Here is a 17,486-nt window from a genome sequence, read left to right as displayed (position 1 = left end):
TCGGCATGGCTCCCCGCGCACGCCCGCTCCGGGGAGCCATACACCGCCTTCAATTATGCCGCACAGCCGCATCATAGCCGATTAGATGAGATCCTTCGGATCGAGTTGGAATCGCAGTTCGCCGAACTCCCGTGACGCGACATGCCGCGCGACCTCATGTTTCAGCCGTCTTGCCAATTCCTCGCGACGCGCATACGGTACACGCACCACGGCTTTGACACGATCGGCCGTCGCCTCCAATTCGCGTGCGTTCAACGTGCGCGGCTGTGCGATCGGCACCGGGCCGAGCAGTCCCGGCCATTGCTCGCCGAAGCCCACAGCCGTCTCATCCATGCCGTTGCCGTCGCCGGCGTTTCCGGTACCGGATTGCGGGCTCATGAAGATCGCGCCCTGATCGAATCCATGTCGTGACCCTTGCGGTGCCGGGCATAATTCCATGTCGCCGCCAATCACACCGATATGTTCCAAAGCGGTGCGCACCGCATCGTCACGTCCCCACACGCATGCCACCGACACCGCCGGCGGCATACCGGTACTGCACCGCTCCTGCAGTTCCCGCTCGGCGAGAATGGAGGAATCCCACACCATCAGCGATTGCGCAATGGCCGGATAGGTTTCACCGATAAGCAGCACCTGACCGCCACGGGTACGCGGTGCGCACATCGATGCCACACGCATCCAGGTGGCAAGCGTATCCACACGCGCATCCAATCCGGGCTTGTAGAGGCTGTTCCACGCGTCGAGAATGGCGACGGAGGCGTATTCGCCCTGCGCATCCCCCTCATCATCGGACTTGACACGCACACGTGGTTCGGCGCCTGGAGTCGCGATGACGATAACCGGCCTGTTATCGATGGTCTCGATCGGACCGTGCGGCTGGCTGGGACTGGACAGCACGACCGGAACGCCACGGAACAGGCCTCGCAGTTCCTCAGCCGTTCCGGTCGCTCCGACATGCACCACGCGCAGGCGCTCGCCATGGCAGTTCGGGCATGTCCAGTTCAGTGCGGCGAACCCGCACCACCGGCAGCGCGGCGCATTGGAGCCACGAACACGTTGCAACGGGCCGGTGCAGCGGGCGCAGCGAGCCTGTCGCAGGCATTTCGGATTCGCGCAGCTCAACGCTTCGGCCACGCCATCGGCCGGTATGGAGAACAGCACCGGCCCGGATTGCAGCGCCTGACGAATATTGTTGACTGCGGTATGCGGCACGCGAGCGCCGATCGAAGGATCGGCAAGACGTACAAGTTCGTCACGGTTCAGCCAGCGCACCCATGGGCAGGCATCCTTCAGCACGCTGGGCAGCGGCCGTATCGCCCGGCTGGGGCCGCTGACCGCGCTGCTGGCGTCCATGCCGCCATAACGCCCGCCTTTGCCGCAGTCGATTTCCCATTGGCTTAACGGGCTACGAGCATTGGCGAGCGCCACGAACACGCCGCCGTGCAGTCTGGCGCGCAAACGCATCACGCCACGAGCCTGAGCGTAAGGCACCATGCCGTCGGCCTGTTGGTAGGCGGCGTCATCCATCACTGCGAACAGTGCCGGCCCCTCCACCGGCGCATACATGGCAGCACGCGTACCGATCACGCATTGCACGGCGCCTGTGGCAATGGCCAGCCATGCCCGGTAGCGGTCCGCCGGCGGCAATGCTGCGGTAAGCACCGCGACGTCCCCCGTCCAGCCACCGGTTTGCGACCCATTGCCTGCGAACCTCCGCAGGCCAAGCGCTTCCAATTCCCGCATCATGGCATCGGTTTCACGGGCATCCGGAAGCACCACCACCGCGGCATGCCCCGCCATCAGCGATTCCGCAGCCATCCATGCCAGTGCGCTGGCCGCACGGCGCATACCCGGCAACGGGTCGACGATGAAGGAGGCGAATGCGGTGCCGTGCAATGCTGATCGTAGATCACGAATACCGGCGTCGTATGAACCTGCCAACCGTTCGAATGCCGACCCGGCTGGTTGCCCCAATCGTTGGACTATGCCGCCAGTGCGATGGAACGGCGCTACCAAGCGCTGCTCCTTCTCCACCTTCGCCACGCGAGGCGGAATCGCCAGGCGCAGAATATTGGCGCGGGTACCGCCGTATGCTTCGGCGATGGCGGCAATATCGCGCCGCAACGATTCGGATACGCGCACTCCCCCGACGAACACGCGTTCCACGTAGCGCAATGATGCGGCGGCGACATCGCTGCTGTCCGTTCGCTCCCAGATAATGCCGTTCACACGCTGCCCGCCGAACCGCACGCGCACCATCGCGCCGGGCTGGGCCTGGGCGGAATCCTTCTCGTCGATGAGATAGTCGAAGGTCTGCCCCAAGTGCGCCGCCTGGATATCAAGCACCACGCGCACAATCGGTTTGCTTTCGGCCTTGCTGTGCCTGGATGCGCGTGAACGGCGCCTGCTGGGGGCCAACCCGTCAAGCGCCAGCTGCTCTGCATCCTCATAACTCATGGTTTCAGCTTACGTCACCATACGGGAAAAGCGGCTGGGATCATGCCTGTTTGCTGATTCCAACCGCCTTATGAAGCAGGTCCGCCCGGTTCGCCCTCAGCGAATCGACCGGGCCCGCCGGCATACGCACCTGATCAGGCTTCTTCGATGGCCGCCTTGAGCGCATCGACCTTGTTCAGACGCTCCCACGGGAATTCGACATCGATTCGTCCAAAATGGCCGTAGGCCGCGGTCTTCTCGTAGATCGGACGCTTCAGGTCGAGTTCGTCGATGATCGCAGCCGGACGCAGATCGAACACCTTGCGCACAGCCGCCGCAATCTGATCGCGGGTCACGCCAATCTCGGTGCCGAAAGTCTCCACGTTCACGCTCACCGGATCGGCCACGCCGATGGCATAGGCGACCTGGACCTCCACACGATGCGCCAGACCGGCGGCCACGATGTTCTTGGCCACCCAACGGGTCGCATAGGCCGCGGAACGATCCACCTTGGACGGATCCTTGCCGCTGAACGCGCCGCCGCCATGATGCGCCGCACCGCCGTAGGTGTCGACGATGATCTTACGGCCGGTCAGACCGGCATCCGCAGCAGGGCCGCCGAGCACGAAGGAGCCGGTCGGATTCACCAGTTCGCGGTAATCGTCGTGACGCACCTTGCCGCCCAGTACCTCGTCGAGCACCGAATCGATCACATGCTGCTTCAGCTGCCCGGCAAGCCATGCCTGGGACGCTTCCGGATCATGCTGCGTGGAGATCAGCACCGTATCCACACGCACCGGCCGATCATCATCGTCGTATTCGATAGTGACCTGGGTCTTGCCATCCGGGCGCAGATGCGGCACGATGCCCTCGTGGCGAACCTGCGCCAAACGGTAGGAAAGACGATGCGCCAAATAGATCGGCAACGGCATATACACGTCGGTCTCGTCCGTGGCGTAGCCGAACATCACACCCTGGTCGCCGGCGCCCTGCGCCTCATAACGTTCCTCACGGCTGGCCGCGGACTCCTGCTCGGCGTTCAGACGCGCCACCCCCTGGTTGATCTCGGAGCTCTGCTCAACAAGCGCGACCAGCACACCGCAGGAATCGGCGTCAAGACCGACCTCTGAGCTGGTGTAGCCGATGCGGCGAAGCGTCTCGCGCACCTTGGCCTGTACATCGACGTACCCTTCGGAGCTTACCTCGCCGAACACCATGAAGGTGCCGGTGGCGGCGCTCACTTCGGCTGCGACATGAGACGCCGGATCCTGCGACAGCAGGTCGTCGAGAATGGCGTCGGAAATCTGGTCGCACACCTTGTCGGGGTGGCCTTCGGTTACGGATTCAGCGGAAATAAGTCGCTTTTCAGTCATATCATCCCTCTTTCGGACTTATCGCCCCGCTCCCCAGCGAGGCACAATGATACGTTTTCGTTTGCTGTGTTCAGTTTTGCCGTGTTCAGTTATTCGATCTTCGGTTTTCTTGGGTTATGGGGTCTTCCATATGCGGATGGCAGCAGGCTGCCGGCGATCCCTTGCTTGGGACTGGCACCTCGGCGCCGCCCCGGAGCGATATTCCGGCAAACAAAAGGGCTTGCCCCGGCCTAACAGCCGACGCAAGCCCTTATGCCCATAAGCTGCAAAATCAGTTGCCTTCGGTCAGATCGTCCTCGCCGAGAGTCTCCTCCAGCAGGCCTTCGTCGATCTCACGGAATGCGATGGACAGCGGCTTGTCCTGGCTCTGGTATTCAACCAGCGGACCAACGTTCTGCAGCAGACCCTCGTTAAGCTGGGTGAAGTAGGAGTTAATCTGACGTGCGCGCTTCGCGGCGAAAATCGCCAGCGCGTACTTGGAATCGGCGTGCTTCATCAAATCGTCGATAGACGGAGTCGCCAGTCCGGTGGGGGTGGGCTCAGTGCCGAATGCCATATGCGTTATCTCCAAACATGGAAAACTACCTTAACCGAGCTAAGTATAGCTTTGGGCGGAGACTATGCCGAAGCACCGGCTCGGCCGCATCACGCATTCCACGGCAACGCGGCCAAAGTCAGTCCAGCTCCGGTTCGTCGGAATCCTCGGCATCGCCCTGTGGCTTATCGTCGGGCATCTTGGTGAGCAGCAGCATGGCGAAGCATACACCGCCCGTAGCCAGGCCGAACGAACCGGCCACAATCCCCTTGCCCAGAATGCCGAACACCAGCGAAAACACCGCCAGCACCATGCCGAACATGCAAAACACCGCATATTTGTCCAGTTTCATATCATGACCTTTCCGTTTCCGGCATGTTCTGCCGGCACAGCCCAACGCTCCACGCCATCCTACTCCCCATAACCTGCCAAGTGGCCTACCTGTGGCAGCAAACATGTAATTGCGCCAGTACGATCCCCGGAATTCCCGGGACTCATACTTCGCATATCTCCTTTTGGCTGCCACAACCAAGCCAACTGGTTTTTTCGACCCGCCTGAATCTGCCACAACCAAGCAAAGTAGCCTGTCGAGACTCAGACGACAATCGGGAAACCAGCCGCGCACAGCTCGGCAACGGCATCCACGATCGGGATACGTTCCTGTTCGATGCGCAGATACTCCACGCCTTCGCCGGTGCACAGCGCCTCGTACAATTCGCGTTCCTCGGCACGCAGCCCCGGCACCGCACCCACTTTGCGCGGCTCGATCCTCCTGCCCTGTTCCGTATATTCGGTGCCGAACCGCCGGTAACGCCTATAGACGTCCATATTCATCAATATGGAATCGCAGTCGATTCCCGATTCACGTATGCCGGAAAGAATCTCAAGCCCGTCGGCATCCATGTCACCCCAATAGACGACATGCGGCGTATCGGCAAGCCACGGAAGCAGCGAAACCATGCGATTCGCCGCCCTTCCGCAACCGAAGACGCAGATGCAATCATCGATCTGCGGCATCTCCTGATAGGTGTCCTTGTTCTCCACAATCACCGCATACCTGAACCTCGCGCAATCGGCGGTACGCCACGGCTGAGTGACATACAGATCGGGATAGCCACAATGGGCCGAATCAAGATAGCGCAGGCGGATCTCGCCAGGGCGCTCTTCGAAGTCAAGCGACTCGCGCCCCAGCAACAGGCATATGGCCTTACGACGCACAGAGCCCTTGCCGCCCAGCCATTTGGCGGAGAATCCCGGAATCGCCACAGCGCGCGGCCTCATGCCGGAGGCGTCATGCCGTGCGAAATAGTGCGCGGCCTGACAGACCAGTTCGAAGTCAAGATCGTCCATGTCTTTGAGCTTGTATACGACCGCGGCAAGCACATCCTCGGACACATCGAATTCCCCGCGAAGACACGAAAACCGCTGTTGCGTAGCACAATACCGGTGCGCGCATTGACGTCCCGCGATTTCCAGCGCCTCATGCTCGCCAGGAACGCAGACGCGCGTCACCAATGGCGTGGTGCCGCAATACGCCCCCAGCGAACGGGACTTCTCGCCATACCGGCAGCCGTAGGATTGCGCCCATGACCGAATGGCCCTCGCTTGGGCGATGCAGGTGTCCGAATCCCGTATCAGCTCGCTCTTCGACGGCTGTTTGACGTTGAACTCATACGGCCACTGCGGATTCGCCGAAAACCGTTGCTTGTCCAGATAGTCCTCGACCTTTCCGACAAGCCATTGCTCGGTACGTGCCGCAAGCCGCCTCTCACGCTCCGTTACACTGCCGGCGTTCCTTGATGACATTGACATGGAATTCCCCTTCCCGGCTCATATACGCCGATACCGTATGCGTGCGGAGCCGCCTGCAAGCGCGGGCGGCTCCACTAGCCGATTACCGGACAAATCCACCGTCACTGCCATGAGCCGTTCGCCGAAGAACAGTACCCGGCTCATGGCCTACCTGTCCGAGCCGTCCCCGCTTTCGGCGTCGCCGTCAGTCCGCCCTTCACCCGTCTCGCCGTCCATATCGGCCGCGATCTCGGATTCAAGCCGGGTGATCTCGTCGGAGGTGATCTCCTGCAGATAGGAACGCCCGTTGGACGCATCCTTGTACGCCACATACGCCTTGGTCGCCACCTCGAGGATCTCGGCCGTCTTGCTTTCCGGCGCCGACACGATCACCTGGAAGCCAAGCTTGGGCAGCACGCCCAATGCACGCTGCGTATAGCGGCCATCCGCCTTGATCAGCGCCTCATCGAGGAACAGCGTGGTGTAGGTCGGTTGACCGGTCACATCGCCGCCAAGCAGGTAGATCAACGCCGCGCCATAGATGAACGACGTCAGCTCCTGCAAAGCGCCGCCGGAGCGCCCGCCGGTCGAGGTGATGCGTTCGTCCGGCCCGTCCTCATGCTTGACCAGCGCGTAGAACGAACAGCGACACCGCGGATCGAGATTCTTCGCACCATAGCTTTTAATGCCATTCGCGTCGCGCACCTGGCCGAGCTCCTGTCGCAATCGCTCCACCAGCGCGCGGCAGCGCTCGAACTGCTTGCGTGTGGCGGCCGGATTCCCCTGATCGCTTTGTTTCCAATCGTTCAGATCGGCGATGGTGTTCTTCATCAGTCCCACGAACTCATGCTCCGGATTATGTACTTCGGCGCTGATCGACAGGCTGCCGTGACGTGGGCCGAACTGCTGCCCCTTCAGCATCGCGTTGATACGGTCAAGCTGCTCGTCGATGCGTTTCTTATCGGTATCGACGGCACGGGCGATCTGCATGAAGCTCATGCGCAGCTTTTCAAGGCTGTTCACGTATTCCTCGTCCGTGGCCTTCCGCGTGCTGAGCATGTCGAGGCTTTTCAGCTCCTCGACATAGAACCGGTATTCCTCCACGCTTGCAGTGACCATATTGTCGTCGGGAGCGTAGGAGCCCAGATAATCCGCCATACGGGTCTCGACGTTGGCACGCATCACACCGGCCTGATCGTTCAGCGACGTGATGCGCTTGCGGATCTCATTGGCCATGTTGTGCAGGACACGGTCGGCGAATACGCCGCTGCCGCCGACCACATTCGCGGTGATGATCTCCGCACGGTTCACGTTGGAGGAAATGCCATAGGTCGCCTCGTATATGTCGGTGAGCTGGTTGGACAATACGCTCGGCAACCGCGAATCGTCGAACTCGGCCTTGCCGTAGGCGTCAAGCCAATCCTGCTCGGCCTGCACAATATGCGAGGCGCTGTTCACGTCGACCTGTGCCTGCGCCTTGGCCATATTGGCCTGATTGACCTGAGCGAGCAGACCGTCGCGCCGCGCCGTCAGCTTGGCGAGTTCGGGATTGCTGCGAATCTCCTCGATGCGTGTCTTGATGTCTTCGACCGCATGCTCGGCACCGACCACATCGACCTTGCTCCAATCCATATCGGAGATGAAGTTCGCCAGTTCCTTCTGGTCTCGCAGCAAATCCACCTGGCGCTTCGCGCGTTCATGACGGATCGTCGCCTCGGCCAGCTGCTCGACGGCCTTCTCAAGCTTGCGCTGCAACTCGGTCAGATACCGTTCGTTGACGAAACCGATGATCATATGAGTGTTCTTGATGCCGTGGAAGCCATGCGCACCGGATTTCAGCTGGCCATCCGTCTGCACCTGGCGTTCGTCACGGTTATCGTCGTCAATGGTCTGCACGCATTTCGCGTCGAAGCGTTCCGACGCGACCTGTTCCCTCAGCCAGCCCGTGAACGGCGAACCGGCTTTGAAGCGAAGCTTGCTGGACATCCACCCCTTGGTGCTCGCGGTGTCGTACGAGGCTTCGGTATCCACGAACTGCCAGGTGCGGCGGATCATCAGACGCGGGTCGATGCCGCTGACCTTCTTGGCGAAGCCCTGCTCGTAGCGCTTGTCGACCAGAATGGTCTGCGCGATCGGCGCATAGGTGACGTTCATCGCCACACGCCAGGCCTCGGAATCCTCACGCACGTCCATCAGCTCGGCCACATACGGCAAATGCTTGGGATCGAGCCCCACCGCATCGGCCAGCATGGCGCGTGCCTCGTCCATGGCCTGCGTGATACGGGTTTTCTGATTGCGCTGACGGTTCAGGTCGGCCTGCAGGCTTTCACGCTCCTTGCGGCAGTCACGCACCTCGTCATACATCGCATCACGCTGGTTCTCACGCTGCGCCTTGTCGATATCGTAGGAGTCGAGCGCCTGGGCGATGGCGTCACGCTTGGCGTTCCAGCTTTCCTCATCGTTCGGCATGGTTTCGCCGGCCTGCTGGAAGCGGGCTTGCACGCTCGTGCGTTGTTTGCGTGTCTCCTCGGCGTCCCTGCGCGCACGTTCCAGATCGCCTTCGAGCCGTGCGAGCGAGCCGTCGTCGATGCCGCTGATCTGCTCCCTGACCTCGTTCAGTTCGATCTCCAAGTCGCTGCTTTCCCGGCTTGCGGCCTCAAGCTTGCGCTCGTACTCCTTGCATTTGCGCTGTGCGATCGGCAGACCGGAACGCACTTCGCCGGCCATACGGGAGTACGCCCAGGCACCGAGCGTGGCATTGCCCTGTTCATCGTCCGGGTTGACCGCGTCGAATTCACGCCTGGCCTGCAATGCTTCGGTGTATTCGCCATATTGGTTCTGAATGTCGCGCAGTTTGGCGATACGCTTGGCCTTCTCCTCCATGCTGCGGAAGTTCTCGTCGTACCGTTCGTAATCGTCGACGGTGGTACGGGCCAGTTCCAACGCCTCGGGCACACCAAGCACGCCCTGTTTGAAGATATCGTCCAGGCGCGATGGCGCATCCGCGGATTGGATCTTGTGCAGAAGCCTGCAAGCCTCCGGGCTCAGCCCCATTTCATGCCAGATGTACGCATGGAAGCCTTCCGCGTTCGGGAAGGAATCGCATTCGGGGTACGTTTTCTTCAGCATGGTGGCAGTGAACGGCGTATCGCGGAAGCGATCCATCTTGCGCGGATCGATTTTCCTGTTCCATGCGATGTACTGCCTGCGAACCTCGCCACGACCATCGCCGGACGCAAGATACAGGAATTTGCCGCAGGAAAGCACCGCCCCGGTGGTACGGTTCAGATACGTGTCCACGATCGCGCCCCACACGGCCTGCGGGGCGTTGTCTTCGCTCCGGCCGCGCAGATAGATCGGGGTCTCGCCGTTCTCGCTGTCGCTGGAACCGAGCATGCCCCGCAGGTAGGTGTAATCGTTACGCTCGGAACGACCGGAATTGGAAGCCTTGTTGTAGGGCGTACCGGTCGGGTACAGCAGGGAGATCTGCGCGTCGACCAGCGTGGACTTTCCGGATTCGCTGGCTCCCGCAAGCAGGGTGACCGGCATCTTGTCGCTCATGGACGGCTTGAACTCGTGGTAGCCCTCATATGATCCCCAGTTAATCACCTGACGGCTTTCCAGCATCCACCGGTCCGCAATGATATGCATATCGTTGTCAGTCATCACAGATTCTCCTCGTGCTCATTGCCTGCCATGCCAGCGGCATCCGATGCGCCTGTCCCCATGGAGACCCACAGATCCACGGCTTCCTGCTGTGCGACGACATCCGCTTGTGCATCACGCGCTTCATCCGCATCGTAGGGATCGTCTCCGTTTCGGGGTGACTCCGACGCGTTCGTGCCATCGGCATCGTCCATGGCCTTATCGGAGCCGTCCGCCTGTCCGTCCGCCACAGCCTCGTCGATGCCATCGCTTTCGGCGGCATCATCCGTCGAGACCCCAAGCCACTGATCGGCCACGTCGCCGTCCAGCACCACCGGCACCAGTGGTGTGATGAGATACATGTCGTCACCGTCGCCTTGATCGAGATATCCGTAGGTCATCAGACGGGAAATCGTGGAACGGATCTTCTTCGCCGAACCTTCCTCGTCATTGCTGGAGGCAAGATAGCCCGAACCGCTGGTGAGCGCGGCACGGATCTCATCATGACTGACGATCCAGCCCTTCGGCTCGACCCGCGTGTTCTCGTATTCCAGCACCCGAATGCGGAGGAACGCCAGCATCGCCGCCTCCTCACGGGTCAGGCTCGCACGCGTTTTGAGCGATCGGATGCTGGTCTCCGCGCCATTGACCGGAGCTGCGTACATGATGCGATACTTGCGGTTCTCCTTCAACTCCAGCAAATCGTTGTTCAGCGAACGCGTGACGGATTCGCGGATGCTGATATCGTCATGCACCAGCCAGTACAGATCGTCGCTGATGTATCGGTCGCGTTTGAGGGCGATGGCCGCCATGCGCGCTTCGACGGTCATGTCTCCGGTGTCCCCGTTGAACAAGGCATACGGGTTGGCAACAGCTTCGGCGGGACGATCCAGATCGACCGCCTGTGCAGCTTGCGCGTCCGCGCCGCCCGCCGCATTGTCCGTTATCTCGTTCGGTTCGTATTCCATGGCGTTTCCGTTCTGATTGTTCACTTCGCTCCGCTTGGTCGTATCGTGTCGGTCATCTGTTCCACCGGTTCCACCAGCCATGCTCACTCCTCCCCCACGATTTCGTCGAGGGTCTGCATGCTTGCCGCGATCGGCTTGGTGCGCCACACTCGCGGCGTACCGTCAAGAGATACGCAATGCCATTGCACGTACTGCGCGTCACTTTGCGCATGCAGCGCGCTGAGGAAACCAACAATCTCGCTTTCCCTGCGTTCCCGTTCGGGCAATGCATTGAAACTGGCGGCAAGATCCACCCTGCCATCGGCAAGCATGCGCGGCGAGCGTCTGATCACATCCATCATGTGCCGAAGCCTCGGACCGCCGACCTCGATCATGGCTTTCAGATCCGGCGAATCCACTGTCGGAACGCTTTCACGCTCCTGCAGGCTCGGCGGGGCCGCATGAATCATCGGCTTTGCCGGGCGCGTGGGCAATACCGCCAACTGCACGGCGCCGGTATCGGTATGGTATGGCCTGGAGGCACTGTTCGGATTGGCCTTCGCCTCGCCGCTGATCTTGGCGAACAGCGCGTTGAGCTTGCCAAGCATGGTGCGGTAGCGCGTATCGGTCTGCTGCCGCACCAGACGGCTCACCGCCTCGTCCGAGGCGCGCATCTGGTGGCGTACATCCTCGATGCCTTCGTAGATGCGTTCAAGCTCGGCCCTGACCTGATTGAGCAGCACGCCCGGCTCGCCATCAAGATACGGGTTTTTGGCGATATCGCGCACGGCGTCGTCGATCTCGCGGCGGCCTTCCTCGGTGACGATGACCTGGAACGCGTCCTCGAAACGCCTGCCGCTGTCGGATTCGCGGAAGGACCTGCGATATTCGTCGTGGTATGCGCTCAGGATGTTCTCCACCGACATCGCGCCGGCCTGCATGCGGCGGCGAAGCGCATCGCCGTTGTCGCGCTCCGCGAGCGCCAGTTCACGCAAGTCGATAGGTACGCCGCGCAACGTGTTGTGCACCACGTTGATGATGTCTTCGACCTGCTTGGACGACAGCTGTTCCACAGCCCCGTCCTGTTCAAGCTGTTCGATCTCCTTCTGCCGTTCCTCGATCTCGCGGTTCAGCAGTTCGATGCGTTTATGCGGGTCGGCGGTGAGCTGCATGCGCGCATGTTCGATCTCCATGATGATGCTGTTGGCCTGGGCGCCGGACAATGCCTGCGTGGTGTCTTCAAGATGGGACAGCGCCTCGATCGCCCGGTGTGCGCGTGCGGTCAGACGGTACAGGTAGCGGTGCGAGGCCACGTCGAGGGAATTCGCAAGCCATGCATAGTCGCCATCGCCTTCGCGGGAAAGCTCCACAAGAATGCGATGCGCGGCATCGGGCAGCGTCTGATCGTCTTTGAACGCGTAGTCACCGCTTTCGACGAGTTGCGACAGTGCCCTGGTGAAACGCTCCTCGAGGACTTCCCTGGGCAGTTCCCCGGTCAGCGGATCGAACGAGGAGCGGAGCAGCGCCACGTACAGCTGCGAATTGGCACGCATCAGCAGACGCAGCACACCGGTCTCATATACCGGGCGGAGACGTTCCATCTCAGATCGAATATCGCCCAACACCCCTCCTGTCGTCAATCGTCAGCGGCTTTCAGCCCGATTGTCCATTGTACATTCCGCCATCACTTTGCCCCGCCGCACCCATCACGGGAACAGGAATACAAATCTGAGAAGCAAAGCGGCGGCAAATAAGGGAGCGGAAAGGAAACAAAAGCGGGACGAGGAAGCAGCAGATACGCCATGGCACGGCAACGTGCCGGCCATACCGCCTATTTGTGGCAGATGTACCGATCCTGCATCTTCTCAGTGGCTTGTTTGTAGCACCGCAAGGCCCATAACGCGGGTATGGCCGTTGCAATTGCAACGGCCATACCCGGCATATCCCGATTTGGGTGCCACAAACAAGCCACATAGGGTTTCCCAACAAGGCGAATCTGCCACAAACAAACGGGATATATGGCAGTCACCATCGATGTGCTTTCTTCATTGCCTCCGTTTCTGCCAAAAGCAACGAAGAAGACGGCACTGCCGTTGTCAGGAGAGGCGACCACATCGGATCACTACATGGGAAAAGCCGTGGACGGACTTCCATGAAACAGCAATTTCATAATGAGAAGCGCATGCCCTTTCACCTCGCAATCCGCATCCGGTCAATGCCCAGCGCCACATTTCACCGAGGCTGGCGGAAATGACGGTCTCCAATCGGTTCAAAAGGCATGTGTGGCTCAAACTGATACCAGTACGCTACGCTCGCCACATCATCCTGCCGCTCGAAGTTACCATTCTCCTCCGTACCTATCTGCTGCCATTCGACCCGCAGATCATGCTCGAAGTGGATCGGATCGGGAATATGCCATCGGTACAGTCCGCGAGTAATTGGGGTGTTGACGTCCCAGTAGTCGCTTTCGCGACGCGACAGTCGCTGCGAATAGAACGGAAACCCGAGATACGGCCCGGTGAATGTCTGCTCACGCATACGCCCATCGTCATCGAACTCGGCGAAACTCCACGCGCCGCCGAAATAATCCTCAGCTCCGGTGCTGCACCATGTGGGATACTGGTCATCGCCGTCGATGTACATCTTGAATTCGCCTTCGCCCCACCACCTGCTCTCCAATGCAGTGAGTGCAATATAGGTGCCGACATATAAGCCTTGCCCACGCACGCCATCAAGCACCACGTAGTCACGGCCAAGTTCGGTCACCCGTTCACGACGCCACTGCGCATGGAACCGCATTGCGTTGGCAGGCAGTTCATCATATTCGGTGTAGTCAATCTGGTAGAAGAACGCCGGAACATCCTCGTTATGGTCGTTGCGGATGACGATTCTCGCATGTTCGAACGGCATGGCGAAGAAACAGTTGAAACCTCTGTTCGGCACAACCATGATCGGAATCGAATTGATGCGGCAGGATTGTGCATGCCCGCAGCAGAAGAAATCACCGATCGGGCATTGCACCGAGGGGGTTTCCTCACCATCCCAATAGCATTCGAGTATCAGGTTACGCAGCACGTTCGGTCCGGTCGGCGAGGTTTTGTCCGTTACTGTCATCCACATATGGCGGATGACACCAGGGCCGTCAACATCCATCAAGGTCACGCTTTGACCGGCCTTGACTGTTTGGATGCAGGGGCTTCCTTTGCGGGAGGGGCCGAGCGCGCTGGCTGCGGTAGCCGCGGTTCCTTTGCCGCCGGTGGGGTTCTCCGCATTGACGCAACGGGTGCGCCCAGTCGATGCCAGGGTCAAGGAATCAAGCTCGTTTCCCCCAAAGCCTGGCCGCAGCATGGCATTCTCATTCATATTGTTCTCCTCTATGGGCGGCGAACGCCGCGAGCACTGACTTGCACAGCCATGCGTAAGTGCTCGCAACGTGAAAACCGCACCGAATTACTGGTTTACGTTACTTCACGGCACCCGCGGTGATGCCTTGGGACAGCTTACGCTGGAAGATGATGAAGAAGATGATGGTCGGTATGATGCTCAGCAATGAAGCCGATGCCAATGTAGTGGCGTCCATGGTGCGCTGCCCCTGCAATGTGGCGAGCGCCAGCGGAATGGTCTGTACATCGTCACTCATCAGGAATGCCATAGGGATCATGTATTCGTTCCATGTCCATACGAAGAAGAACACGAACAGCACGCTGATGGTCGGCCAGGAGATCGGCAGTACGACCTTGCGCAAAATCTGCCAGCGGGAGGCACCATCGATTGCAGCTGCTTCCAGAATCGCCTGCGGAAACGTGCCATATACCGAAGAGAGTAGGTAGGTGCCATAGGCGCTTTGGATAACAGTGAAGATGATGATGATTGCCAGTTGGCTGTTATACAGACCGATTTGTTTGAACGTGCTGTACAACGGATACAGCAACGCTTCCTGCGGCATCATGTTGGCGAGCATGATTGCCAGCACAATCCACGTGTTGCCTTTGACCCGGCCAATGCCCAGAGCGAAGGAGTTGAGCACGGAGAGCACCACGGCGGCGACGGCCACAACCAATGAGATCACGAAGCTGTTCATGAACTTCAACGGGAACCGCGTAGTCGTCCAGAAGGAGATTACGCCTTCCATGGTGAAGTGCTTCGGCAGCGAGAGCGGACCTGCGGCATTGTAGTCGGCGGAGGTTTTGAACGCGTTGACCGTGAGCACGAGCAGCGGGAACAACACCAGCAACGCTGCTGCAATCAGGATGATCAGCGTTGCCCAATCACCGACGGAGCGAACATGTTGTGTTTTCTTGGAGGCCCTGCGAGCGGCGGACCTAGTCATTACTTCAGTCATGATTCCACTTGACCTTTCAGACGAGTTCCTTTTCGACGTGCTTCTGCACGATTGTGAATCCGATGGAGAACACGATGATGACGATGGTCAGCGCAGTGGAGATGGCAGCACCGTAGCCGACCTGCTGCACTTGGAAAAATTGGTTGTAGGAATAGTACGAGGGCACGGTGGTTGCGGTTCCGGGCCCGCCCTTGGTGAGCAGATACACCGGGGCGAAGGTCTTCAGCGCGCCGATGGTCGCAGTCAGGATGACGACCAGCAGCTCGGGGATGATGGATGGCAGCGTGACCACGCGGAACTTCTGCCACCAGTTCGCGCCGTCAAGCCCGGCTGCCTCATACAGTTCCGGATCGACTCGCTGCAGGCCAGACATGAAAATCACAATCGGATAGCCCAACTGAATCCACACGAGGATGAACATCAATACGGGCAATGCGCTGTCGGGGCTTCCCAACCAGTTATGCTGCAACGTCCCCAGTCCGATCTTGGCGAGCATCGCATTGACAGCGCCGTCTTCTGGTCGAAAGATCCACCCCATGATGATTGCGGCGACCGCGACCGGCAGCAGCTGCGGAAGATAGAACATTGCACGCAGGAAGGATGCTGTTTTACCACCGAACTTCTTCTGGATGACGTCGGTGAGCAGTGACGAGATGAATAGGCCCAGGATGGTCGGGATAATCACGATAGCGACGATGATCCAGAACGAGTTGGCGAATGACGTCCAGAAGGTGGAGTCCGACATCAGACGTTGCCAGTTTTTCAAGCCGATCCATTTGACCGGCCCAACGCCACGCCACCGGGTAAAGCTCAGGTAGATGTTCCAGATAAAGGGAACGACGACGATAACAAGCAGGCCAATCAATCCGGGCACGAGATAGGGAACGAATCTCGCGGAGCGATTGCCCGGAAGTCGCGACATTGAGACTTCCCCACGCTTATTCTTATGCGACATTGCAATCTCCTTATTGAGAATATAGTTACAATCCGTTGTATTTCCTGCCGACATGGTTCCAGGAGGCCGGCAGCTTGTCTTTTATGAGGAGCTGCCGGCTCTCCTTGCCTCTAATCGGCGACTGCAGCCAGACGGCTACTGCTTGACGCCCATGTCTTCGATACCGGTATCGTACTTCTGGTGGATACTCTTGAGTACGGCAGCAGGCGTCTTGGTGCCGTTCACCAGCTCCTGGAACTCGGCGGGCACTGCATCGGTGAGGTTGGATGCCGCATAATCCGGGTAGTAGCTGAGCTTGCTGTCCTTGGCGTATGAATCGTATTCGGCGATCATGGCCTTGCTTCTCTCATCAGTGATCTTGTCGATATCCGCGGCGACCGGGATGCCTCCTGCATTGCCGAGGAAGTTCTGCACATCACTGGAAAGCACATAGTCGATGAACTTGGCGGACAGATCCTTGTGGTGCGACTTCTCGGGAATGACCAGCAGATTGCCCGCGCAACCGACGGCATAGTTGGATTCGGGCATAACCGCGGCATCCCAATCGAAGCTGGTGATCTGCTTGACGAAACGACCCTGGTTCCAAGTGCCGGTCTGGTAGATCGGATATTCGCCCTTGATGAAGGCCTGGGTGGTGTCTTCCGCCTTCATACCGGTTGCATTGCGGGAGATAAAGCCTTTGTCGAGCCAATCCTTGATGGTGTTGGTCGCTTCGGTGAGTGCCTTGGAGTTCCAGTTGACGTCGCCCTTGTACAACTGCCAATTGTCGATGAACTTAGAGTCCGCGTTCTTGGAGACGAGCTGCCACCACAGCCACATGACACCGTACTCCTGTGCATCGGCAGCAATGGGCGTCACGCCCTTGTCAACGAACTGCTGGCAGACATCTACGAATTCGTCATACGTGGTCGGGATTTCAAGACCATACTTCGCAAAGAGATCCTTGTTGTAGTACACGCGCTGGTATTCTGCATAGCTGGTCATACCGTACCAGGTGTCGCCGTTCATAATGCCGTCATCGCCGTATTTGGCTACGGCCGCGTTTGCTCCGGTGACCTTCTTGTCCCAGCCGTACTGCTTGACGTAGTCACCAAGATCGGTGAGTAGACCCATGGTGGAAAGTACACCGGAGGAACCATTGCCGCGGTTGGATTCCATCAGATCTGGCGCCTCATCGGAATTGAGGAACTGGCTGCCGTTCTGCGCAATCTGGGTGAAGGATTTGCGTTCAAATTTGATCTTGACGCCGGTCTCCTTTTCAAAGGCTTTGGCGGCACGTTTCCATGCTTGGGTCTGGCCCGCGTCGTCTTCCTCGTAATACCAGAACGAAAGGCTTTCCGGCTTCTCACTATCCTGTGCGCTGTCGTTGCCACAGGCTGCCAGAGACGTCAGCGACACTGCTGCGACAGCTATGGCGGCAAGGCCTCGTTTGATGTTCATGTTCTTCCTCCTTGAAGGTTTT

Annotated in this window: 13 protein-coding genes and 1 riboswitch; of the genes, 1 reads left to right on the top strand and 12 read right to left on the bottom strand. The window is 59.4% G+C overall.

Annotation, left to right across the window (positions count from 1 at the left end; translation table 11 throughout):
• Positions 1–81 precede the first annotated feature (81 nt).
• The 8 genes from BBAG_RS08555 to BBAG_RS02300 all read right to left on the bottom strand — a co-directional run bounded on the left by BBAG_RS08555 (position 82) and on the right by BBAG_RS02300 (position 12,328).
• A complete protein-coding gene (locus BBAG_RS08555) occupies positions 82–2,457 on the bottom strand; it encodes a primosomal protein N' (protein WP_003825737.1) in 2,376 nt (791 codons plus the stop codon).
• A gap of 134 nt (positions 2,458–2,591) precedes the next feature.
• Positions 2,592–3,809: a methionine adenosyltransferase gene (metK, locus tag BBAG_RS02330; protein WP_003825736.1), complete on the bottom strand. Its 1,218-nt coding sequence runs from the start codon at positions 3,807–3,809 to the stop codon at positions 2,592–2,594.
• A riboswitch (SAM riboswitch) is annotated at positions 3,805–3,863 on the bottom strand. (Overlaps the previous gene by 5 nt.)
• 217 nt (positions 3,864–4,080) lie before the next feature.
• Positions 4,081–4,365 (bottom strand): DNA-directed RNA polymerase subunit omega, encoded by a 285-nt coding sequence (rpoZ, locus tag BBAG_RS02325; protein WP_003825734.1) that lies wholly within the window; start codon positions 4,363–4,365, stop codon positions 4,081–4,083.
• A gap of 118 nt (positions 4,366–4,483) precedes the next feature.
• A complete protein-coding gene (locus BBAG_RS02320; RefSeq protein WP_003825733.1) occupies positions 4,484–4,696 on the bottom strand; it encodes a hypothetical protein in 213 nt (70 codons plus the stop codon).
• 242 nt (positions 4,697–4,938) lie between these two features.
• Entirely contained in the window at positions 4,939–6,150 is a 1,212-nt protein-coding gene (locus BBAG_RS02315; protein WP_003825732.1) for a DUF3322 and DUF2220 domain-containing protein, read from the bottom strand.
• A 153-nt stretch (positions 6,151–6,303) separates the two neighbouring features.
• Positions 6,304–9,804 carry an ATP-binding protein gene (locus BBAG_RS02310; RefSeq protein ID WP_152595313.1) on the bottom strand — a complete coding sequence of 1,167 codons (3,501 nt, stop codon included), beginning with the start codon at positions 9,802–9,804 and terminating at the stop codon, positions 6,304–6,306.
• Positions 9,801–10,829 carry a DUF4194 domain-containing protein gene (locus BBAG_RS08205; protein ID WP_003825727.1) on the bottom strand — a complete coding sequence of 343 codons (1,029 nt, stop codon included), beginning with the start codon at positions 10,827–10,829 and terminating at the stop codon, positions 9,801–9,803. Before BBAG_RS08205 ends, BBAG_RS02310 begins: the two co-directional genes overlap by 4 nt.
• Positions 10,830–10,831: 2 nt before the next feature.
• Positions 10,832–12,328, bottom strand: a complete 1,497-nt coding sequence (locus BBAG_RS02300) for a DUF3375 domain-containing protein (RefSeq protein ID WP_003825725.1) — start codon at positions 12,326–12,328, stop codon at positions 10,832–10,834.
• A 417-nt stretch (positions 12,329–12,745) separates the two neighbouring features.
• On the opposite strand from BBAG_RS02300, the gene BBAG_RS08440 reads away from it, so the two are divergent.
• Positions 12,746–12,883: a hypothetical protein gene (locus BBAG_RS08440; RefSeq protein ID WP_003825724.1), complete on the top strand. Its 138-nt coding sequence runs from the start codon at positions 12,746–12,748 to the stop codon at positions 12,881–12,883.
• Positions 12,884–12,959: 76 nt separating this feature from the next.
• Here the strand turns inward: BBAG_RS08440 and BBAG_RS02290 are convergent, their stop codons facing one another.
• The 4 genes from BBAG_RS02290 to BBAG_RS02275 form a co-directional block, all read right to left on the bottom strand.
• Entirely contained in the window at positions 12,960–14,090 is a 1,131-nt protein-coding gene (locus BBAG_RS02290; RefSeq protein ID WP_003825723.1) for a glycoside hydrolase family 172 protein, read from the bottom strand.
• A gap of 100 nt (positions 14,091–14,190) precedes the next feature.
• Positions 14,191–15,069, bottom strand: a complete 879-nt coding sequence (locus BBAG_RS02285) for a carbohydrate ABC transporter permease (protein ID WP_003825721.1) — start codon at positions 15,067–15,069, stop codon at positions 14,191–14,193.
• Between the two features lie 16 nt (positions 15,070–15,085).
• Positions 15,086–16,024: a carbohydrate ABC transporter permease gene (locus BBAG_RS02280; RefSeq protein WP_033508565.1), complete on the bottom strand. Its 939-nt coding sequence runs from the start codon at positions 16,022–16,024 to the stop codon at positions 15,086–15,088.
• A 135-nt stretch (positions 16,025–16,159) separates the two neighbouring features.
• Positions 16,160–17,464 (bottom strand): ABC transporter substrate-binding protein, encoded by a 1,305-nt coding sequence (locus tag BBAG_RS02275; protein WP_047750061.1) that lies wholly within the window; start codon positions 17,462–17,464, stop codon positions 16,160–16,162.
• Between the last annotated feature and the right edge of the window lie 22 nt (positions 17,465–17,486).

The organism is Bifidobacterium angulatum DSM 20098 = JCM 7096, from assembly GCF_001025155.1.
Classification (GTDB): Bacteria; Actinomycetota; Actinomycetes; order Actinomycetales; family Bifidobacteriaceae; genus Bifidobacterium; species Bifidobacterium angulatum.
This window is presented reverse-complemented; position numbering and strand designations above follow the sequence as displayed.